Source organism: Mycobacterium sp. OAE908 (genome assembly GCF_017872775.1).
Taxonomy (GTDB): domain Bacteria; phylum Actinomycetota; class Actinomycetes; order Mycobacteriales; family Mycobacteriaceae; genus Mycobacterium.
This window is the reverse complement of sequence record NZ_JAGGJL010000001.1, coordinates 482188-503395: the sequence shown is the minus strand read 5'-3', so window position 1 is coordinate 503395 and position 21208 is coordinate 482188. Positions and strand designations below refer to the sequence as shown.

General features: G+C 66.1%; 19 protein-coding genes and 1 tRNA gene. 10 read left to right on the top strand and 10 right to left on the bottom strand.

Translation table 11 applies throughout. The features are described 5' to 3' along the window. Positions 1–448 precede the first annotated feature (448 nt). Complete coding sequence (locus J3E61_RS02435; protein WP_210082477.1) at positions 449–2545, top strand: glycosyltransferase; 2097 nt, start codon at positions 449–451, stop codon at positions 2543–2545. On the opposite strand, the gene J3E61_RS02430 is transcribed toward J3E61_RS02435, so the two are convergent. The 5 genes from J3E61_RS02430 to J3E61_RS02410 all read right to left on the bottom strand — a co-directional run bounded on the left by J3E61_RS02430 (position 2526) and on the right by J3E61_RS02410 (position 6138). Further along, positions 2526–3182, bottom strand: coding sequence for an LpqN/LpqT family lipoprotein (locus J3E61_RS02430; RefSeq protein ID WP_210082476.1), 657 nt, complete (start codon positions 3180–3182; stop codon positions 2526–2528). The genes J3E61_RS02435 and J3E61_RS02430 overlap by 20 nt on opposite strands. Further along, positions 3179–3532, bottom strand: a complete 354-nt coding sequence (arsC, locus tag J3E61_RS02425) for an arsenate reductase (glutaredoxin) (protein WP_210082475.1) — start codon at positions 3530–3532, stop codon at positions 3179–3181. The genes J3E61_RS02430 and arsC overlap by 4 nt, the downstream gene beginning before the upstream one ends. Then, positions 3532–4512 (bottom strand): ribose-phosphate diphosphokinase, encoded by a 981-nt coding sequence (locus J3E61_RS02420; RefSeq protein ID WP_192726938.1) that lies wholly within the window; start codon positions 4510–4512, stop codon positions 3532–3534. The genes arsC and J3E61_RS02420 overlap by 1 nt, the downstream gene beginning before the upstream one ends. A 74-nt stretch (positions 4513–4586) precedes the next feature. Then, positions 4587–6062 carry a bifunctional UDP-N-acetylglucosamine diphosphorylase/glucosamine-1-phosphate N-acetyltransferase GlmU gene (glmU, locus tag J3E61_RS02415; RefSeq protein ID WP_192726937.1) on the bottom strand — a complete coding sequence of 492 codons (1476 nt, stop codon included), beginning with the start codon at positions 6060–6062 and terminating at the stop codon, positions 4587–4589. Between the two features lie 4 nt (positions 6063–6066). Next, a tRNA-Gln gene (locus J3E61_RS02410) sits at positions 6067–6138 on the bottom strand. A gap of 85 nt (positions 6139–6223) precedes the next feature. Here J3E61_RS02410 and J3E61_RS02405 point away from each other — a divergent pair. From J3E61_RS02405 to J3E61_RS02395, 3 genes are read left to right on the top strand one after another with little or no spacing between them, the layout of a single operon-like run. Further along, positions 6224–6826 carry a TetR family transcriptional regulator gene (locus J3E61_RS02405; RefSeq protein ID WP_192727027.1) on the top strand — a complete coding sequence of 201 codons (603 nt, stop codon included), beginning with the start codon at positions 6224–6226 and terminating at the stop codon, positions 6824–6826. Between the two features lie 54 nt (positions 6827–6880). Beyond that, complete coding sequence (mfd, locus tag J3E61_RS02400) at positions 6881–10537, top strand: transcription-repair coupling factor (protein ID WP_210082474.1); 3657 nt, start codon at positions 6881–6883, stop codon at positions 10535–10537. Beyond that, positions 10534–11655, top strand: coding sequence for a nucleoside triphosphate pyrophosphohydrolase (locus J3E61_RS02395; RefSeq protein ID WP_210082473.1), 1122 nt, complete (start codon positions 10534–10536; stop codon positions 11653–11655). The genes mfd and J3E61_RS02395 overlap by 4 nt, the downstream gene beginning before the upstream one ends. A 63-nt stretch (positions 11656–11718) precedes the next feature. Here the strand turns inward: J3E61_RS02395 and efeB are convergent, their stop codons facing one another. From efeB to J3E61_RS02380, 3 genes are read right to left on the bottom strand one after another with little or no spacing between them, the layout of a single operon-like run. Beyond that, positions 11719–13011: a deferrochelatase/peroxidase EfeB gene (efeB, locus tag J3E61_RS02390; RefSeq protein WP_210082472.1), complete on the bottom strand. Its 1293-nt coding sequence runs from the start codon at positions 13009–13011 to the stop codon at positions 11719–11721. Continuing rightward, positions 12992–14149: a peptidase M75 family protein gene (locus J3E61_RS02385; RefSeq protein WP_210082471.1), complete on the bottom strand. Its 1158-nt coding sequence runs from the start codon at positions 14147–14149 to the stop codon at positions 12992–12994. Before J3E61_RS02385 ends, efeB begins: the two co-directional genes overlap by 20 nt. Then, on the bottom strand, positions 14146–15060 hold the full coding sequence (locus J3E61_RS02380; RefSeq protein WP_210082470.1) for an FTR1 family protein: 915 nt from the start codon (positions 15058–15060) through the stop codon (positions 14146–14148). Before J3E61_RS02380 ends, J3E61_RS02385 begins: the two co-directional genes overlap by 4 nt. Positions 15061–15232: 172 nt before the next feature. Between J3E61_RS02380 and J3E61_RS02375 the strand changes: the two genes are divergently transcribed. From J3E61_RS02375 to J3E61_RS02355, 5 genes are all read left to right on the top strand, one after another. Further along, entirely contained in the window at positions 15233–15961 is a 729-nt protein-coding gene (locus J3E61_RS02375) for a lytic murein transglycosylase (RefSeq protein WP_210082469.1), read from the top strand. A 76-nt stretch (positions 15962–16037) separates the two neighbouring features. Next, complete coding sequence (gene eno, locus J3E61_RS02370; RefSeq protein ID WP_192726930.1) at positions 16038–17327, top strand: phosphopyruvate hydratase; 1290 nt, start codon at positions 16038–16040, stop codon at positions 17325–17327. Positions 17328–17330: 3 nt separating this feature from the next. Then, on the top strand, positions 17331–17957 hold the full coding sequence (locus tag J3E61_RS02365) for a septum formation initiator family protein (RefSeq protein ID WP_210082468.1): 627 nt from the start codon (positions 17331–17333) through the stop codon (positions 17955–17957). Next, entirely contained in the window at positions 17950–18441 is a 492-nt protein-coding gene (locus tag J3E61_RS02360) for a DUF501 domain-containing protein (protein ID WP_210082467.1), read from the top strand. Before J3E61_RS02365 ends, J3E61_RS02360 begins: the two co-directional genes overlap by 8 nt. Then, positions 18432–19376, top strand: a complete 945-nt coding sequence (locus J3E61_RS02355; RefSeq protein ID WP_210082466.1) for a Ppx/GppA family phosphatase — start codon at positions 18432–18434, stop codon at positions 19374–19376. The genes J3E61_RS02360 and J3E61_RS02355 overlap by 10 nt, the downstream gene beginning before the upstream one ends. 28 nt (positions 19377–19404) lie before the next feature. Here the strand turns inward: J3E61_RS02355 and J3E61_RS02350 are convergent, their stop codons facing one another. Both J3E61_RS02350 and J3E61_RS02345 read right to left on the bottom strand, forming a co-directional pair. Further along, positions 19405–20145 carry a DUF899 domain-containing protein gene (locus tag J3E61_RS02350; protein ID WP_210082465.1) on the bottom strand — a complete coding sequence of 247 codons (741 nt, stop codon included), beginning with the start codon at positions 20143–20145 and terminating at the stop codon, positions 19405–19407. A 107-nt stretch (positions 20146–20252) separates the two neighbouring features. Next, the gene (locus tag J3E61_RS02345; protein ID WP_192726925.1) at positions 20253–20669 is read right to left on the bottom strand and encodes a DUF4383 domain-containing protein; all 417 of its coding nucleotides are present in this window, start codon (positions 20667–20669) and stop codon (positions 20253–20255) included. A gap of 322 nt (positions 20670–20991) precedes the next feature. Here J3E61_RS02345 and J3E61_RS02340 point away from each other — a divergent pair, with 322 nt between their 5' ends. After that, positions 20992–21177, top strand: coding sequence for a hypothetical protein (locus tag J3E61_RS02340; RefSeq protein WP_210082464.1), 186 nt, complete (start codon positions 20992–20994; stop codon positions 21175–21177). Positions 21178–21208 lie beyond the last annotated feature (31 nt).

Genomic DNA, 21208 nt, shown 5'->3' with positions numbered 1-21208 from the left:
TGCTGTCACTTGTCGGCGGCGTTCCGTTGCCGGGTCTGACGCGACCGGCGCCGCCGCCCGCCGGGGAAAGTCTGCGCCCGCAACGAGGGACGGCGGGCGAAGGCTTCACTACCGCACCGGTACCGCGTTCGGACGTTTCGCAACCCCCGCAAGCGGCCGTCGACCCCGGCAACCGATCACCGGTGACCGTCGGGCGCGACGCCGCGACCGCGGTCCCGTCCGCTGCGCCGAAACCAGCGACACCTCGGCCGGCTGAGCAAGCCCGAACCGAATCTTCGGGTCCGGCGACGCCCGCTACCGCTACGGTTTCGCCTACTCCTACTTCGACGCCGCACAAGCCCTCCGTCCGGCCCACGCCTGCGAACCGGCCAGTGCAACCTCCTGGCCAATCCGGCAATCACGGCACCAAGGACCAGCACGGGCCACCGGCGGGTCGTGGACCACAGCGGTGAGCCGACCCACACCAAAATCGCACTGGCTTCTGCTGACGGCGATTCTCATCGGCGTCGTGATGATGCTGGGAGTGGCTGCGGTAACCGGCGGTCATCGCGGGGAGCAGCCCAAGCACTACATGACCGATGGCACCGCTGACCACGTTCCCGACGCGGTGATCCAGGGCGGACCGATTCTCAACGGTGAGGCGATTGACCGGCGCGGCGTGCGACTGCCGCCCAAGACAATCGCGCTGACGTTCGACGACGGCCCGGACGCCGAAACCGGCCGGATACTCGGGGTGCTCGAGCGGTTCAGAGTCCCTGCAACATTCTTCGTGATCGGGTCGAGAATTCCGGGCCGTACCGATGTGCTTCAACGCATGGTGCGCGACGGCGACGAAATCGGTGTGCACACGTTCACGCATTCCGACCTCGGTGCCATCCCGCGCTGGCAGCGACGGCTCGAACTGGATCAAACGCAGTACGCCATCGCGGCGGCGACCGGGTATATGACCCATCTCATGCGGCCCCCGTTCTCCTCCGAGATCGCCGACATCAACTATCCGATTTGGCATTCGGTATCGGGTATCGGCCCTTACCTGGTCGTGCTGACCGATCGGGATACCAAGGACTGGGCGCGTCCCGGGGTGGACAAGATCGTGGCCTCAGCGACGCCGCAAGGCAACAACGGAGCCGTGCTGATGTTTCACGACGGCGGTGGTGACCGTTCGGAAACCGTTGCAGCGCTGGAGAAGCTGATTCCTGCGCTGCAGGCACGCGGTTTCCAATTCACCACGATAACTCGGGCAACGGGCGATCAATCGCCATGGATTCCGGCGACCGCGGGACAGCGCGTGCGCGGCACAGTCACACTCGCTGTCGTCCAGCTCTCGTTGTGGTTCGCATTCGTGCTGAAGCTGTTCTTCATAACTGCCGGGGTGTTGGCGCTTCTCCGCATCGCCATTCTCATCGTCTATGCCCGAGGGCACGCCAAGCGCACCAAAACCACCGTGCAACAGCTGGATTCATGGCCTGGCGTCACAATCGTGGTGCCGGCTTTCAATGAACGTCTCGGCATCGAAGCGTGCGTGCGATCGCTGACCAGCTTGGACTACCCAACTTACGAAGTGATCGTGGTAGACGACGGCTCGACCGACGACACGAGTGACATCGTGCGCTCGCTGAACCTGGACCGCGTCACGTTGATTCGCAAAGAAAACGGGGGCAAGCCCTCAGCACTCAACGCCGGCATCGCAGCGGCGCGATACGAAACGCTCGTCCTCGTTGACGGTGACACGGTGTTCGAGCCGGATACGCTGCGCGAGCTGGTAAAACCGTTTGCAGATCCCGAAGTCGGTGCGGTGTCGGGAAATACGAAGGTGGCCAACCGCGACGGCCTACTCGGGTCATGGCAGCACCTGGAATACGTGATGGGCTTCAACCTCGACCGCCGCATGTTCGATGTCCTGCAATGCATGCCGACCGTGCCGGGCGCTATCGGCGCGTTCCGCCGCTCCGCGATCGAAGCAGTCGGTGGAGTCAGCGACGAAACGCTGGCCGAGGACACCGATCTCACGATGGCGTTGTGCCGCGATGGCTGGCGCGTCGTGTATGCGCCCACTGCGGTGGCGTGGACCGAAGCCCCCGCCACCCTCACGCAACTTTGGCGACAGCGCTACCGCTGGTGCTACGGGACTCTGCAGTCGATGTGGAAGCACCGGCACGCCGTCGTCGAAGGAGGTCGGCCCGGCAAGCTCGGCCGCCGTGGGCTGCCCTATCTGCTGCTCTTTCAGGTCCTGCTGCCGCTTACCGCTCCCGTGGTGGACGTCGCCGCAGGCTTCTCGTTCTTCACCGAGGACGTCGTAATCATCTGGGCCACTTGGTTCGGCTTTCTTTTGGCCCAACTGGCATGTGCGGCATATGCATTCCGCTTGGATCGCGAATCGCTACGACCGCTGTGGACCATGCCGCTGCAACAGATCGTCTACCGGCAGATGATGTACCTCGTGGTGATCCAGTCCGTCGCATCGGCGTTCTACGGGGTGCGGCTGCGTTGGCACGCCATGCGCCGTCTCGGCACCCTGACCGCTCCTACTTCGGTGGCACCTTGACGTCGAAGCCCCCGATCACGGCCTCGATGTCCGGGGCCTCCTCGGCGGCCTTCTCCGCGTAACCGGTCACCGTGAACTGAACGAGGTAGCGCTGATTGGCAGGCGGTGCGGTCGTCGGGATCACGATGCGGTTGTAACTGTGCATCCGACGGTCGTTGAGGTCGTAGCTGCCCTCGATCATCGCCGACGGGAAGCCGTGCCAGTTCGCTGTAGATGCGTTGAGCTGCTTGAAGTTCTGCGACAGCTGCGCGTCGGCGTAGCCGTGCTTGATCGCCTCGTTGACGTCGAAGTCGCCAGTCAGCTTGAACACGATCAGCATCGCGGTGGGATAGGTGTCGCCCTTGGCGATCATCTGCGTGCCCGGTGCGAAGTTCGGATTGTTGTACTGCGTCCAACCTTTCGGCTGCGGCATGGTCACGATCAGATCAGTGAGCTTCTGCGGCGCGACCGGATCTCCTTTGACGCCGTTTTCCTCGAGGAACTGCGCGATGGGCACCGGCGCGGCAGCGGCGGTCGTCGAGGTCGTCGTGGTGGCCGATGTCGACCAGACTGATTGATAGTCAGGGGTTTTCGCGCCGCAACCCGTTGCGGTGAGGACGACAACCGCGACAGCAGTCGCGCAACGCGACAACCTCACAAAATCTCGCGAACCGCGTCGATCGGTCGGGCCAGTCGAGTGCCTTTTGCGGTGACGACGAAGGGCCGCTCGATCAGGATCGGATGCTCGGCCATCGCATCGAGCAATTCGTCATCCGACGCGTCGGCCAACCCGAGTTCGTCATACAGCGCTTCACGTTTGCGTACCGCGGTGCGCACGTCGATGCCGGCGTCGTTGATCATCTTGACCAGCTCGGCCCGCGACGGCGGCGTCTTCAGGTACTGGACGACTTCCGGCTCGATGCCGTTGTCCCGCAACAGTTCCAAGGTCTTACGCGATGTCGAGCACTTCGGGTTGTGGTAGATGACGTTTCGCGAGCTTTCCGCCACTACGCCGACCCGTCGAAAAGGCCTGTGACTGAACCGTTTTCGAACACCGCGCGGATAGTGCTGGCCAGCAGCGGTGCGATCGACAACACGGTCAGCTGCGGGAACTGCTTGTCTTCGCCGATCGGGAGCGTGTTGGTGACGATCACCTCGCGGGCGCCGCACTCGGCCAGGCGCTGGGCCGCCGGGTCGGACAGCACGCCGTGCGTCGCGGCGATGATGACGTCGCCCGCTCCGTCGTCCTTCAGCAGCTTGACCGCGCCTGCGATCGTGCCGCCGGTGTCGATCATGTCGTCGGTCAGGATGCAGGTCTTGCCCTTGACGTCGCCGACGACGCGGTTGGACTTCACCTGGTTGGGCACCAGCGGGTCACGCGTCTTGTGGATGAAGGCCAGCGGCACGCCGCCAAGCGCGTCGGCCCACTTCTCGGCGACCCGGACACGGCCGGAGTCGGGGGAGACGACGACCATGTCGTGGTCGGCGTAGTTCTCGGCGATGTGGCCGCACAGCAGGTTCTGCGCACGCATGTGGTCGACGGGCCCGTCGAAGAACCCCTGAATCTGGTCGGTGTGCAGATCGACGGTGAGGATCCGGTTGGCGCCGGCGGTCTTGAGCAGGTCGGCGACCAGGCGCGCCGAGATCGGTTCGCGTCCGCGGTGCTTCTTGTCCTGGCGGGCATACGGATAGAACGGCAGGATCGCGGTGATCCGCTTGGCGCTGCCGCGCTTGAGCGCATCGATCATGATCAGCTGTTCCATCAGCCACTGGTTCAGCGGCGCAGGATGGCTCTGCAGCACGAACGCGTCGCAGCCGCGAACAGACTCGTCGAAGCGGACGAAGATCTCGCCGTTGGCGAAGTCCCGCGCGGTCTGCGCGGTGACCGGGGTGTCAAGCTCCTTGGCCACCTGCTCGGCCAGCTCGGGGTGCGCGCGACCCGAGAAGAGCATCAGATTCTTGCGATTGTCGGTCCACTCGGTGCCCACGGTGCCCTCATTGCTTGGGGATCGTTACCGCCTAATCGTACGGGTAGCCAGATTGCGAACAATCGGCAACCGGCTCACGGCTTTGCGGCGTCGTCCTCGTCGGTTTGTTCGCCGGCAGCCCGTCGCGCGGCCTCCGCGGCTTTCGAGCCGGGCCGCTTCTTCGACACCCAGCCCTCGATATTGCGCTGCGGGCCCGCCGAGATGGCCAGCGCACCGGGCGGCACGTCCTCGCGCACCACCGTGCCCGCTCCGGTGTAGGCGCCGTCGCCGACATTCACCGGCGCGACGAACATCGTGTCCGAACCGGTCCGCACATGCGATCCGATCGTCGTGCGGCTCTTGTTCTCGCCGTCATAGTTGACGAACACGCTCGACGCACCGATATTGCTGTGCTCGCCGATGTCGGCGTCGCCGACATACGTCAGGTGCGGCACCTTGGTGCCGGTGCCGATGGTCGCGTTCTTGGTTTCGACGAACGCGCCGAGCTTGCCCTCGGCGCCCAGCACGGTGCCGGGCCGCAGATACGCGAAGGGTCCGACGGCCGCGCCGTCGCCGATCTGCGACTGACCGCCGTGGGTACGCATCACGACCGCCTTCTCACCGACAGTGACGTCGGTCAACGTGGTGTCGGGGCCGATCTGGCAGCGACCACCGATGCGCGTCGCGCCGAGCAACTGCGTGCCCGGATGGATCACCGTGTCGCGACCGATGGTCACGTCGACGTCGATCCACGTCGTTGCGGGATCAATGATCGTCACACCCGCCCGCTGGTGCGCGGCGACGATGCGCCGGTTGAGTTCGGCTCCGAGCTCCGCCAGCTGCACCCGGTCGTTGACGCCGGCGACCAGCGCGGAGTCGTCGACGTGTTTGGCCCGCACGACGAGCCCATCCGAGCGGACGATCGAGATGACGTCGGTCAGGTACAGCTCCTGTTGAGCGTTCAGCGGCTTGAGCCTGCCAAGAGCTGAGCGCAACGCGGCGGCGTCGAACGCGTAGACGCCGGCATTGATCTCCTGGATGGTCAGCTCCGACGGGCCTGCGTCTTTCTGCTCGACGATGGCGATCACTTCGCCGTCTGCGGTGCGAACCACACGCCCGTAACCGGTCGGATCCGCCACCGTCGTGGTCAGCACCGTCACGGCGGCGTTCTCGGCGGTATGGGCGGCGATCAGTCCGGCCAGCGTCTCGGCGTCCAGCAGCGGCACGTCGCCGTAGGTCACGACGACGACGCCGGCGAAGTCGTCGGGCAGCGCCGCCATCGCGCGTTGCGCGGCGTGCCCGGTGCCCAGCTGCTCTTCCTGAACGACTACCTGGATCGGCCTGCCCAGCTCGTCGGCCACCTCAGCCACGGCGGGCGCTATCCGGTCGCGGTCGTGGCCGAGTACGACCACGAGCTGCCCATGCGACGCCTTGGCCACCGAATGCAGCGCGTGCGCGAGCATGCTGCGGCCGCCCAGCGTGTGCAAGACCTTCGGGATGTCCGAGCGCATGCGGGTACCTGCCCCGGCCGCCAAAACCAGGACAGCGGCCTCACCGTGCACATTGGACATAAAGCTCCGTCGCCAGGACTCGAACCTGAACTATCTGAACCAAAATCAGAGGTGCTGCCGATTACACCACGACGGACTGATCAACTCGTGATGCTAGTCGAACGCACTAGCCTGAAGACGTGGCAGCGCCCGACAAGGAAGTGCGAGCACCCCGCGCCAGGATGACCGGCGCCGAGCGACGGCATCAGCTGATCGACGTCGCGCGAACGCTGTTCGCCGAGCGCGGGTATGAGGGCACCTCGATCGAGGAGATCGCACAGCGCGCCAACGTCTCCAAACCCGTCGTCTACGAACACTTCGGCGGAAAGGAGGGGCTCTACGCCGTCGTCGTCGACCGCGAGATGTCGGCACTGCTCGACGGCATCACGAATTCGTTGACCCGGATGACCAACAACCGCTCCCGGCTGCGGATCGAGCGGGTGGCTCTGGCGCTGCTGACGTACATCGAGGAGCGCACCGACGGCTTTCGCATCCTGATTCGCGACTCGCCTGCCGCCATCACGTCGGGCACCTATTCGACCCTGCTCAACGACGCCGTCAACCAGGTGTCGTCGATCCTGGCAGGCGACTTCTCCCGTCGCGGCCTGGATCCGGACATGGCGCCGCTGTACGCCCAGGCGCTGGTGGGTTCCGTTTCGATGACGGCCCAGTGGTGGCTGGACGTGCGCGAGCCGAAGAAAGAAGTCGTGGCCGCGCATCTGGTCAACCTGTGCTGGAACGGCCTGGCCCATCTCGAGGACGATCCGCTGCTGCTCGACGAGTAGCGGTTTTGCCCGCTCCGGCAAGCACTTCGGCGCTTGCCTAGGATGGACTTCATCATGACCGCATCGGGGCACAACCATGTCCAAACCCCGATCGCGGGGCTGATTGACCTGGCGCTGCGCGACCCTTCCCTACAGGATGTCGCCCGCCGCGCCGCCGACAGACCCAGCGATCTCACCCTCATCGGCCCGGCCAGCGCCCGGGTGTACGCGGCGTGCGCGCTTGCGCAATCCGGCCCGCTGCTCGTCGTCACCGCCACCGGCCGGGAAGCCGACGACCTGACCGCCGAACTGCGTGGCGTCTTCGGTGACGCCGTCGCGCTGTTTCCGTCCTGGGAGACGCTGCCCCACGAGCGGCTCTCACCAGGCGTCGACACCGTCGGCGCGCGGCTGATGCTGCTGCGCCGGTTGAGTCATCCCGACGACTCGCGGCTCGGGCCGCCCTTGCGTGTCGTAGTGACGACCACGCGGTCGCTGCTGCAGCCGATGGCCCCCGACATCGCCGACATCGAACCGGTGACGCTGACGCTGGGCGCGGAGGCCGACTTCGATGCGGTGATCGCGCGGCTGGTCGAGCTGGCCTACGAGCGCGTCGACATGGTCGGTAAGCGCGGTGAGTTCGCGGTGCGTGGTGGCATCCTCGACATCTTCCCGCCCACCGCAGAGCACCCGGTGCGCGTCGAGTTCTGGGGCGACGAGGTGTCCGAGATGCGGATGTTCTCCGTCGCCGACCAGCGCTCCATCCCCGAGATCGCGGTCGACTTCGTGGTCGCGGTGCCATGCCGCGAGCTGCTGCTCACCGACGATGTGCGCGACCGCGCCGCCAAGTTCTCGGCCGAGCACCCGCCGCAGGAGAACAGCGTGCCGGGCAGCGTGCCCGACATGCTGGCCAAGTTGGCCGAGGGCATCCCGGTCGACGGCATGGAGGCGCTGCTGCCGCTGCTGCGGCCGACGGAGTTGGCGACGCTGTCCGCGCACCTGCCCGAGGGCACGCCACTGTTGATCTGCGATCCCGAGAAGGTCCGCACCCGCGCGGCAGACCTGATCAAGACGGGCCGCGAGTTCCTCGAGGCATCGTGGTCGACGGCCGCGGTCGGCGGTGACGTGCCGATCGACATCGAGGCGCTCGGCGCGTCGGGCTTCGTCGAGTTGGACGACGCCCGCGCCGCCGCGCGCGAGGGCGGGCACCCATGGTGGACGCTGTCGCAGCTGTCCGACGAGGCGGCACTGGAACTCAACATCCGGCCCGCGCCATCGGCGCGCGGTCAGCAGCACAACATCGATGAGATCTTCGCGATGCTGCGTGCCCACGTCGCCACCGGTGGTTATGCCGCCGTCGTCACCCCCGGCACCGGCACCGCGCACCGCGTCATCGAGCAGCTGAGCGAATCCGATACTCCCGCAACCTTTTTGGAGGGCGGTGCCGCGCCGAAGGAAGGCGTCGTAGGAGTCCTCAAGGGCCCGCTGCACGACGGTGTGGTGATCGCGGGCGCCAACCTGGTGGTGATCACCGAGACCGACCTGACGGGCAACCGCGCGACCGCCACCGAGGGCAAGCGGCTGGCGGCCAAGCGGCGCAACGTCGTCGACCCGCTGGCGCTGACGGCGGGCGATCTCGTCGTGCACGACCAGCACGGCATCGGCCGGTTCGTCGAGATGACCGAGCGGGTGGTCGGCGGGGCGCGCCGCGAATACCTGGTGCTCGAATACGCGTCGGCCAAACGCGGCGGTGGCTCCGACCGGCTGTATGTGCCGATGGATTCTTTGGATCAGCTGTCGCGCTATGTCGGCGGCGAAGCGCCGACGCTGTCTCGGCTCGGCGGCAGCGACTGGGCCAACACCAAGACCAAGGCGCGACGGGCGGTGCGCGAGATCGCCGCCGAACTGGTGTCGCTGTACGCCAAGCGGCAGGCGTCACCGGGCCACGCGTTCGCCCCGGACACGCCGTGGCAGGCGGAGATGGAGGACGCGTTCGGTTTCACCGAGACCGTCGACCAGTTGACCGCGATCACCGAGGTCAAGAGCGATATGGAGAAGCCCGTTCCGATGGACCGGGTGATCTGCGGCGACGTCGGCTACGGCAAGACCGAGATCGCGGTGCGGGCGGCGTTCAAGGCGGTGCAGGACGGCAAGCAGGTGGCCGTGCTGGTGCCGACGACGCTGCTGGCCGATCAGCATCTGCAGACGTTCTCCGAGCGGATGGCCGGCTTCCCGGTCACCGTGAAGGGGCTGTCGCGGTTCACCTCGCCTGCCGACTCGAAAGCGGTGCTCGAAGGCATGAAGGACGGGTCGGTCGACATCGTGATCGGCACGCATCGGCTGATTCAGACCGGCGTCACGTGGAAGGACCTGGGACTGGTCGTGGTCGACGAGGAGCAGCGGTTCGGCGTCGAGCACAAGGAGCACATCAAGTCGATGCGCACCCACGTCGACGTGCTGACCATGAGCGCAACGCCGATTCCGCGGACGCTGGAGATGAGCCTGGCGGGCATCCGCGAGATGTCGACGATTCTCACCCCGCCCGAGGAGCGCTACCCGGTGCTGACCTACGTCGGACCGCATGACGACAAACAGATCGCCGCGGCGCTGCGGCGCGAGATGTTGCGCGACGGGCAGGCGTTCTACATCCACAACCGGGTGCGATCGATCGACCAGGCGGCCGCGCGGGTGCGGGCCCTGGTGCCGGAAGCCCGCGTCGCGGTCGCGCACGGGCAGATGCCCGAGGAGCAGTTGGAGCGCACCGTAGAAGGGTTCTGGAATCGCGAGTTCGACATTCTGGTGTGCACGACGATTGTCGAGACGGGCCTTGACATTTCGAACGCCAACACATTGATCGTGGACCGCGCGGACACGTTCGGGCTCTCGCAATTGCATCAGCTGCGGGGCAGGGTCGGCCGCAGCCGTGAGCGCGGCTACGCGTACTTCCTGTATCCGCCCGAGGTGCCGCTGACCGAGACCGCATACGACCGCCTCGCGACGATCGCGCAGAACAACGAGCTCGGCGCGGGCATGGCCGTCGCGATGAAGGACCTCGAAATCCGCGGCGCGGGAAACGTTCTCGGCGTCGAGCAGTCGGGACACGTCGCCGGTGTCGGCTTCGACCTCTATGTGCGACTGGTCGGGGAGGCGGTCGAGGCGTACCGCGCGGCCGCCGACGGGAAAACCGTTCTGGCGCCTGAGGAACCGAAGGATGTCCGGATCGATCTTCCGGTCGATGCGCACCTGCCGCCGGACTACATCGGCAGCGATCGATTGCGGTTGGAGGCCTATCGTCGGCTGGCGGCGGCCGCCGATGACGCAGGGGTGGACGCCGTGATCGACGAGTTGGTCGACCGGTACGGGCCGCTGCCTGAGGCGGCGCAGAGATTGGTTGCTGTGGCGCGGCTGCGGTTGCTGTTCCGTGAATACGGGATCACCGAACTCAGCGCGATATCCGAGTCGACGCTTCGGCTGTCGCCCCTTCAGCTGGCCGACTCGCAGCAACTGCGACTCAAGCGGCTGTACCCGGGCGCGAACTACCGGGCGACGACGTCGACCGTGCAGGTGCCGATCCCACGCGCGGGTTCCGGTGTTGGGGCACCGCGGATTCGTGATCTTGAACTGGTTGCCATGGTGGCCGGTTTGGTGTTGGCCCTCGATGGAAAAGCCCAGGAAGGTGTTGATATAACGAAGTTCGGAGGTACGGCGATGAGTGACAAGCGACAGGCGACATGACCGTCGTCCTGGTCGACCCTCGTCGTCCTTCGCTAGTCCCGGTCGAGGCAATTGACCTGCTGAGCGGTGACGTCCAGTACACCGAAGAGATGCCCGTCAAGGTGCCGTGGTCGCTACCCGCGGCGCGGCCGGCGTACGACGGCGAAGATGCGCCGGTGTTGCTGTCGTCGGATCCGGAGCACCCGGCAGTGGTGGCGCGCCTGGCCGCCGGGGACAAGTTGATCGCGGCGCCGGAAGCTGCGCCGGGGGAGCGGCTGGTCGACGCGGTGGCCATGATGGACAAGCTGCGCACCTCCGGGCCGTGGGAGAGCGAGCAAACACATGACTCGCTGCGTCGGTATCTGCTCGAGGAGACCTACGAGGTGTTCGACGCGGTGCGCGGCGGCAATGCCGACGAGCTGCGTGAGGAGCTCGGGGACGTGTTGCTCCAGGTGCTCTTCCATGCGCGCATCGCGGAGGATGCCCCGCAGCACCCGTTCACCATCGATGACGTAGCGGATTCGCTGGTGCGAAAGCTCGGCAATCGGGTGCCTGCGGTGCTCGCCGGTGAGTCGATTTCGCTGGATGAACAGCTTGCGCAATGGGAAGAGCGCAAGAAGCTGGAGAAGACTCGCAACTCGTCGATGGATGACGTGCCGACCGGGCAGCCCGCATTGGCGTTGGCGCAGAAGGTACTCGAGCGAGTGGCGGCAGCGGGACTGCCCGCTGATCTGATTCCGGACACCATCACGTCGGTGACGGTGTCGGTGGATTCGGACGCTGAGAATGTTTTGCGCTCAGAGGTTTTGGAGTTCATGGACACCGTGCGCCGCGTCGAGCACGCGATCGCCGCCGACCGCCGTGGTGAGGATGTGCCGGAGGAACTCGACGTCTCGACGCTCGGGGACATCTCCGAGGAGGAGTGGCGGGATTACTGGCCCGTCGTTGCCGACGACACCGAGCCGGCGCCGGATCGCATTCCGGAGCCGACGCCCGCCGATGTACCCGAGCCTGCCCCGGTCGAAGTGCCCGAGCCTGCGCCGGTAGATGTGCCGGAGCCTGCGCCCCAAGACGTCCCGGAGGATGTCGAGGATGTCGAGGACGTCGAGGACGTCGAGGCGGCGAAGTTCACCGCCTGAGCACCGCAACATACTTCACTTTCTGCCCAGCTCTGAGCGACAGTGTCGCTGGCGGCGACCCGCTCAGCTGAACAGCGTCGAACCCCAGTACGCCGACGTGTCACCCTCCCGCAACCCCGGCGGACACGCGAAAACCGCTGTCCCGGTGTGGAAGATGTACTCGTTCAGCGCATCATTCGACATCTGGGACAGCACCGGAATGAAGTGCGTCGCGGGGCTCCGCACGAACGCGATGAAGAACAAGCCTGCATCGAGGTGACCGAACCCATCGGAGCCGTCAGTGAAGTTGTAGCCCCGGCGCAGCATCTTGATCCCGCCGACATGCTCGGGGGCCACCAGCCGGATATGCGCATCGACATCGACGAGCGGATTCCCTTCGGCGTCCTTGATGTTGAAGTCCACCGGCGCGAACTCGTCGCTGTATCCGTTGGGCGCCCCGGTGCCCTTCTGTCTGCCGATCACCCGCTCCTGCTCCTTGAGCGAGGTGCGGTCCCATGCCTCGATCCGATTGCGGATGCGCCGCGTCACCAGATACGTGCCGCCCGCCAGCCAATCCGGACCGTCGCCCTTAGCCACCCAGACGTGGTTGTCCAGTACTTCGTGGTCCTCGGCCTTGATGTTGTTGGTTCCGTCCTTGAACCCCAGCATGTTTCGCGGCGTAACCTGTTCGCGCGTCGTCGACGACGTCCTGCCGAACCCAAGCTGCGAGTACTTCACCGCGACGGTGCCGAACCCCACCCGCGCCAGGTTGCGCACAGCATGCACCGCAACCTGCGGGTCATGCGCACACGCCTGGATGCAGATGTCGCCGCCGCACTTGGCGGGATCCAGGATCTCGTTGGTGAACTTCGGCAAGTCGGCCAATGCCGCCGGCCGCTGTGCGGCGATCCCGAACCTGTCCTTGCCGTCCTTCTCGAAGAACGACGGGCCGAACCCGATCGTCAGCGTCAGCCCGGATGCGGGCAGGCCCAGCGCTTCACCCGTATCGTCCGGCGGCGCATAAGGATTGCCGCCAACAGCGCCGTCGTGCACCGCGTCCTCGCCGCGCGTCATCCGCTCGGCCATCTCGGTCCACTGCTTCAGCAGCGCGATGACATCGTCGCGACTGTCCGTCGTCACATCGAACGCGCAGAAGTGCATCCGGTCCTGCTGCGGCGTGACGATGCCGGCCTGGCGCTCACCGCGGAACGGGATCGGCTTCTCGAGTCCGCCGAATTCCGCGCTGGCGGCCGACGCCCGGCCCGCGAGCGCACCCGCTCCCGCCGCACCCATCACCGCGGCTGTCACCCCTGCGGCGCCGAACAACTTTCGTCGGGATAGTCCCGAACGCTCCGGGCTATCGGGGAGCGATGACACCCTGCACCTGGCTTACTTCCTTGGACAACGCGTCGATGGCCCGCGAGAGCTCCTGGCGCTGCGGCTCGGTCACCTTGTCGTAGAACACGAAACCGTCACCCTGGCGGTACTTTTCGAGAAGGCCTTCGACTTCGGCGAACCGCTGGTCGACCTTCTTGCCGAGTTCGGCGTCCCGCTCGTCGAGGATCGGCCGCACCGACGCCACCGCGGTCTGCGAACCCTCGACATTGGCCTTGAAGTCCCACAGGTCGGTGTGGCTGAAGATGTCCTCCTCGCCGGTGATCTTGCTGGCGGAGATCTCGTCGAGCAGACCCTGTGCGCCACCGGCGATCTGGGTCGAGTCGACCTTGTACTCCGGCGCCTTCACTCCGGCATCGAGCTCCTTGACGTCGGCGATCAGCTGGTCGGCCATCGCCTTGCTGTCGGGCTGCAGGCCCGTCACCCACAGGTCCTTCTCCAACCGGTGAAAGCCCGTCCACTTCTGACCGGGCTCCAAGTCCGCCTCGCGAAGGTCGATGCGCGGGTCGAGATCGTTGGGGAACGACTCGGCCACCGGCTCGATACGCTCGTAATAGGTTCGGGCGACCGGATATTGGGCCTTGGCCGCGTTGACGTCACCCTTCTTGACCGCATCGACGAACACCTGGGTCGCCGCGATCAGCGCGTCGGTCTGGCTGTTCACGTAGCGCTTGTAGCTTTCAGACGCCTCTTTGAACTTGCCCGCTTCGTCGACCGTGACCTTGTCGCCGGTGACCTTGAAGTCACCGCGGATCCCGTCGCCGACCATGCCCGGCTTGCATGCGGTCTGGTAAGTGCCGGGCTCGCCTAGTTGCACGATCAGCTTGCGCTGCAACCCCGGGGAGATGTTCTCCACCTCGCCCATCACCCGCTCGCCCTCGCCGTAGACGTAGAACTCGGTGACCTTGTTGCCGTTGTTGGTGATGACGAACGTGTTGGCACCGGTCGCGCCCTCATTGCCCGACAGTTCGCACGCGGTGTCCGACGCGTTGACCGTGATCTCCGCAGGCGCACTCTTACCGGGCTCGGCAGGAGCCGCCTGCTCCTTGGCCTGGCAGCTGGTCAGCGCCAGACCCGCCAGCGCAGCCGCGGCAACGGCAAGGGTCGTATGAAGCTTCACGTGGTGGACCTTTCGGGTTCGGGTAGAGGTTGATCAGACGGATCGGGTTTGGCCGGCGCCTTCGTCGGGCGCAGGAAGATCGACAGCACGATGGCGAGGTAGGCCAGCCACGCGACGAGCTGCAAAACCGTCGGCGTTGGCGTGACGTTGAAGACGCCCTGGATGATTTCGCCGTACCAGGACGACCAGTTGAACCAGGCGGTGACGTCAAATGCCTTGTCCGCCAGGCCGGGAAGCCAGCCGACCGTCTGCAGGGCGCCGATGCCGTACGACAGGATTCCCGCGGCGACGAGAATCAGGAACACGCCCGTGTAGGAGAAAAACTTGGCGAGGTTGATGCGCACAGCGCCGGCATACATCCCGTACGCGATCGCGGCGGCCACCACGACGCCGATCACGAGGCCGATCAGCGGCCACGACGTCTGCGCCTCGGCGTAGCCGACCATGAACAGCGCGGTCTCGACGCCTTCTCGGCCGACCGCAAAAAACGCCAACGCCAGCACGGCCAGCGGCCCGGTCTCGAGCGCGCGCTCCATGTCGCTGCGCAGCTCCCCGGAGATCGATGCCGCCGCCCGCTTCATCCACAACACCATCGTCGTGACGATGGCGACGGCCACCAGCGAGGCGATTCCGGCGATCGCCTCGGCCGCCAACCCGGAGATGGTGTTCTCGCCGAACTGGATCACCAGGAACACTGCGACGGTCATCGCGATAGCTGCACCGACGCCCAGCCAGACCCACTTGAGCGCGTCGCGGCGGTCGGACTTGACCAGAAACGCGACAAGAATGCTGACGACGATCGCGGCTTCCAGACCCTCGCGCAGGCCGATCAAACCGCTGCCGAACAGCTGAGATGTGATGTTGGGCGCGGCGGCCTGAATACTGACATGGAAGTCCGTACCAGCAGTCATCGACTCGTCCTCGCTACGCCATTTCCACTACTTTGCTTTGGCTGTCCAAAGCAAGGTGTGGCTCACCTTATCAGGGTGCGACTTGGCAGAGTACAGGTCCGATGACGGTTGTCGATCTGCTCCGAACGCGTGGGACGATGGGCAACGACCACAGTGGGTTTGAGGGAGTCCGGTGTCGCCAGTGCGTTGGCTGCGGGCTGTCGCGGTGATAGGCGCGACAGCGCTGCTGATGGCTTCCAGCTGCTCGTGGCAGATGGGCACCCCGATACCCGACGGCGTGCCGCCACCTCCCGGTGATCCCGTGCCCAAGATCGACACGCACGCTAAGGGCCGGCCCGCCGACCAGCTGCACGATTGGGCGCTCCAGCGAGCACCCGCACTCGGCATACCGGTCACCGCGCTCGAGGCCTACGCGTATGCCGCCCGCGTCGCCGAGGTGGAAAACCCCGACTGTCATATCGCGTGGACGACGCTGGCAGGCATCGGGCAGGTGGAGAGCCATCACGGCACCTACCGCGGGGCCGTCATCGCGCCCGACGGCGACGTCACCCCGCCGATCCGCGGCGTGCGCCTGGACGGCACCAACGGCAACCTGGAGATCATCGACAACGACGGCGGCGACGACGGCGACCCGGAATTCGCCCGCGCGATGGGGCCGATGCAGTTCATCCCCGAGACGTGGAAGCTCTACGGCGTAGACGCCAACAACGACGGCATCATCAGCCCGGACAACATCGACGACGCCGCGCTGTCGGCGGCCGGCTATCTGTGCTGGCGTGGCAAAGACCTGGCCAAGCCCCGCGGCTGGATGGACGCCCTGCACGCCTACAACCATTCCGACCAGTACGCCCGTACCGTGCGGGACTGGGCGACGGCCTACGCAAACGGACACCCCCTCTAACCACGCCATCGCGCAGCGCACGCTCTAGGCTCAATGCCGAGTCCAGGCAGTGTCAGTTCAGAACAAGGAGACGCAAGTGCCCATCATCGAGCAGGTCGGAGCCCGCGAGATTCTCGACTCCCGCGGCAACCCGACGGTCGAGGTCGAAGTGGCCCTGCTGGACGGCACGTTCGCCCGTGCCGCGGTGCCCTCGGGCGCGTCGACTGGCGAGCACGAGGCGGTGGAACTGCGCGACGGCGGCAGCCGCTACGGCGGAAAGGGCGTCGAGAAGGCGGTCAACGCCGTGCTCGACGAGATCGCGCCCGCGGTGATCGGGCTGAGCGCCGATGATCAGCGACTGGTCGACCAGGCGCTCGTCGACCTCGACGGCACGCCGGACAAGTCGCGACTCGGCGCCAACGCGATGCTCGGGGTGTCGCTGGCGGTGTCCAAGGCCGCCGCGGAGTCTGCCGGGCTGCCGCTGTTCCGCTACATCGGCGGGCCCAACGCGCACATCCTTCCGGTGCCGATGCTGAACATCCTCAACGGCGGCGCCCACGCAGACACCGGCGTCGACGTCCAGGAGTTCATGGTCGCGCCGATCGGTGCGGCCAGCTTCAAGGAGTCGCTGCGCTGGGGCGCCGAGGTGTACCACTCGCTGAAGTCGGTGCTGAAGAAGCAAGGGCTGGCCACCGGTCTCGGCGACGAGGGCGGTTTCGCGCCAGACGTCGCAGGCACGAAGGCCGCGCTGGACCTGATCCTCAGCGCCATCGAGGCGACAGGCCTCAAGCCCGGTTCGGAGGTTGCGTTGGCGCTAGACGTCGCCGCCACCGAATTCTTCACCGCCGGAACGGGTTACAGCTTCGAGAAGGAGACCCGCACCGCCGAGCAGATGTCGGACTTCTACGCCGGGCTGATCGACTCCTATCCGCTGGTGTCGATCGAGGACCCGCTGTCCGAGGACGACTGGGACGGCTGGGTGGCGCTGACGACCGCCATCGGCGACCGCGTCCAGCTCGTCGGCGACGACCTGTTCGTCACCAACCCGGAGCGTCTCGAGGACGGCATCGAAAGGGGCGCCGCCAACGCGCTTTTGGTGAAGGTCAACCAGATCGGCACGCTCACCGAGACGCTGGACGCGGTGGCGCTGGCGCACTCCAGCGGCTACCGCACGATGATGAGCCACCGCAGCGGCGAGACGGAAGACACCACGATCGCCGATCTGGCTGTCGCGGTCGGCAGCGGTCAGATCAAGACCGGTGCCCCGGCCCGCAGCGAGCGCGTCGCCAAGTACAACCAGCTGCTGCGCATCGAGGAAACCCTCGGCGACGCGGCCCGCTATGCGGGCGACCTCGCGTTCCCGCGCTTCTCGGTGGAGGCCAAATAACCCGTGCCCGAGGCGAAACGGCCCGACCCCAAGCGACGGTCCCCTGCGGGCCGTCCGAAGGGGACGGCGCCTGCCCGCCGAAAGCCGCGTGTTTCGGAAGCGCGGTCGACCGAGCCGAAGTCGACACCAGAGGCCGAACCCAAGGTCGCGGAGACCATCCGCGAATCGATCGTTGCCTCGGCGGAGCAGCAGTCCGAGCAGCGGTTCGGCTCGGCGGCCCGTCGTGCCGCGATTCTCGCCGCGGTCGTCTGCGTGCTGACGCTGACCATTGCGGGTCCGGTGCGCACCTACTTCGCGCAGCGCACAGAGATGAAGCAGCTGAAGGCGACCGAAGCCCAATTGCGCTCGCAGATCGCCGATCTCGAGGAGCAGAAGGTCAAGCTTGCCGATCCGGTGTTCATCGCGGCGCAGGCACGCGAGCGGCTCGGGTTCGTGATGCCCGGTGACATTCCCTACCAGGTGCAGTTGCCGGCGAACGCCGCCGCGCCGGGCACACCCGGCAACGAGCCCGAGGCGAAGCACAGCGATCAGCCCTGGTACACCGCGCTGTGGCATACCATCGCCGATGCGCCGCACGGCGTTTCACCTGCGCCGGCACCTGTTCCCGATGCACCGCCTCCCGGTGGTTGACGCAGCGGATCTCGAGGCCGTCGCGCGGCAACTGGGCCGCGAGCCCCGCGGTGTGCTCGAGATCGCCTACCGCTGTCCGAACGGCGAACCCGGTGTCGTCAAGACCGCACCGAGACTGCCTGACGGAACGCCGTTTCCGACGCTGTACTACCTGACGCATCCGGTGTTGACGGCCGCGGCCAGCCGGCTGGAGTCCGAGGGTCTGATGCGCGAGATGACCGAACGGCTGCAACAGGATCCGGAACTGGCCGCCGCGTACCGCAGGGCGCACGAGTCGTATCTGGCTGAGCGTGATGCGATCGAGCCGCTTGGCACCACGTTCTCCGGCGGTGGCATGCCGGAGCGGGTTAAGTGCTTGCATGTGGTGATCGCGCATTCGCTTGCCAAGGGCCCGGGTGTGAATCCGTTTGGCGACCAAGCGCTTGCGGTGTTGGCCGAAGAGCCTGCGATGGCGGGGATTTTGGAGAAGGGTCGGTGGACGTGAGCCGAGTAGCGGCCGTCGATTGCGGTACCAATTCGATCCGGCTGTTGATCGCCGACCAGGTCGACGGCCGGTTGCGCGACGTGCATCGCGAGATGCGAATCGTCCGGTTGGGCCAAGGCGTCGACGCCACAGGGCAATTCGCGCCCGAGGCGCTTGCGCGAACCAAAGTGGCGCTTGGCGACTACGCCGAGTTGATGCGCGGTTTCGAGGTGGGCAAGGTGCGGATGGTGGCGACGTCGGCCGCCCGTGATGTCGCCAACCGGGACGAGTTCTTCGCGATGACAGCCGAGATTCTCGGCGCGGTGGTGCCAGGCGCGGTCGCCGAGGTGATCACCGGCACCGAGGAGGCAGCGCTGTCGTTCCACGGTGCTGTCGACGAATTGGACTCTGCTTCAGCACCTTTCGTGGTCGTCGACCTCGGTGGTGGGTCCACGGAGGTGGTGCTGGGCTCACGAGACGTCGATGCGAGTTTCTCCGCCGACATCGGGTGTGTGCGCCTGACCGAGCGGTGCCTGCACTCCGATCCCCCGACGGCAACGGAGATCGCCGCCGCGCGGGAAGTGGTCCGCGAGGGGCTGGGCCAGGCGCTGCGGGTGGTTCCCGTCGAGGGTGCCCGCACCTGGGTCGGGGTGGCCGGCACCATGACGACGCTGTCGGCGCTGGCGCAGAAGATGACGACGTACGACTCCGACGCGATCCATCTGTCCAGGGTGGGTTTCGCTGACCTTTTGCCGGTGTGCGAGGAGTTGATCGCGATGACCCGTGCCCAACGCGCCGCGTTGGGGCCGATGCACGAGGGCCGCGTCGACGTGATCGGCGGCGGCGCAATCATTGTCGAGGAACTCGCCGACGCGTTGGGCAGTCGCGCTGGCATCGACGAGCTCGTGGTCAGCGAGCACGACATCCTCGACGGCATCGCGCTCTCGATCACCTAGCGCCAGCGCCTCGGACCCTGAAACAGGGTCATGCGTTGCGTGGTCGTGGATCGGCCGGGTCCCGGTCGTCGTCGTCCGGGTCGTTCCACCACTGGGACTGCGGGGTTTCGCTGTATTCGTCGTGCCAGTTCCACCACGCGTAGGGCGCGGACTGCGGGTAACCCTCGGGCGAATCCTCCCAATTCTCCTGGCGGCCAAGCGCAGTCATGTCCAGGTAGCTCCACGTCGTGCCCAATGCCTCGTCACCGCGGTTGTTGATGAAATACGTGCGGTACACGTGCTCGCCGTCGCGGATGAATGCATTGGTGCCGTGCCACTGGTCCACGCCGAAGTCGACATCGAAGTCGTCGGAGAACGTGTACCACGGCATGTGCCAGCCCATCCGCGCCTTGACGCGATCAATGTCCGCCTGCGGGGCGCGCGAGGCAAACACCAGGGTGGTGTCACGTGCGTTGAGGTGACCGACATGGCCAACGTTGTCGGCGATCAACGAGCAGCCGCGGCAGGCATGGTCAGGCCAGCCGTCCACGCCGGGCTCGAAGAACGCACGGTAAACAATCAGTTGGCGACGGCCCTGGAACAAGTCGAGAAGGCTGGCCTTGCCCTTTGGCCCCTCGAATTGGTAGTCCTTTTCCACTGCGACCCATGGCATGCGCCGACGCGCGGCGGCCAACGCGTCGCGGGCCCGAGTGACCTCTTTCTCTTGCGCTAGCAGCTGCTGGCGGGCGGCCTGCCACTCCTGCAGAGATACGACCGGTGGTGTCTTCATTGCGATGCTCCTTGCGATGTTCGTTGTCCCCAGTACGTCAGATGCGTTGCGGGGCCGTAATTCATCGCGGCGGAGAGCAGAATTCCGCCAGGGATATCGGAGCTGTTCTAACCCTTTCGCTGACCTCGGCCCCGACGCTTCGTGGGATCGCGCTGGCCGGCGAGGGTCAGGCCGAGGAGCATCATCACGAAACCGAGGCCGAAGTGCAGCCAGTTGTCGGCGCCGTTGATCGGAAGTAGGCGGCTGCCCATGAGCCATCCGTGCAGCCAGAGCGCCAGGTAGACCAGACCTCCGCCGAGGAAGTACGCGCGCGACGCGGCATACGTGCGGGCCAGCGCGAAACCGACGAAACCCGACACCAAATGCAGGACGTTGTGCAAGCCGGAGATCGCGAACACCCCGAAGAGTTTGCCGTCTGGCGTGACCCCGGGGATGAAACCGAGCACGCCGATGACGACGAACCCTGCCGCGACGAGCAGCGCCGCACCCTGCACCGCCATGTACTTGGGGGTCGTCGTGGTCATCGCTGCCTCTCCTGCGTTTATTTACGCAGCAGAAATACCCCGGGCGATGCCGGATTAACCCGGAATTCGGGGTTAGCTACCGCCTGATGTTGCAGTTCGGCGGATTACCACAGTGGTGGCCGCCTTCGCATGCGTTGCAATGACAGTTGCAACCCGAGCCCGCTTTGGCCTCTGATGCTCGCATCGTCGATCAACTCCTCTGTTGCTCTGACCAACCTGAGAGGGTGGGAGCAGAGTTCGTCACCACGTACGCATATCAACATATGCCGCGATCACAATGGTTCGCATCGCTTTGAAAAGAACAGGAAGCCGAGCCGACGCCGTGCCTCCCGATGCGCCGGTCGAGCGGACCACCTACATCGCCGTCGACGACGCAGACGCGGCCGCGGACGCCGGCCCGGCCGGCGGGCTCTGTTCCCGGGTGTTCGGCTGGGAATTCGATGACGTCGGATTCGTGACGATGATCCGGCGTCCCGCCCCGGCTCCGCCGACGCCATCGGCTGGGTGATCTCGCCGTCGCGTGGTGATGATCACTGGCA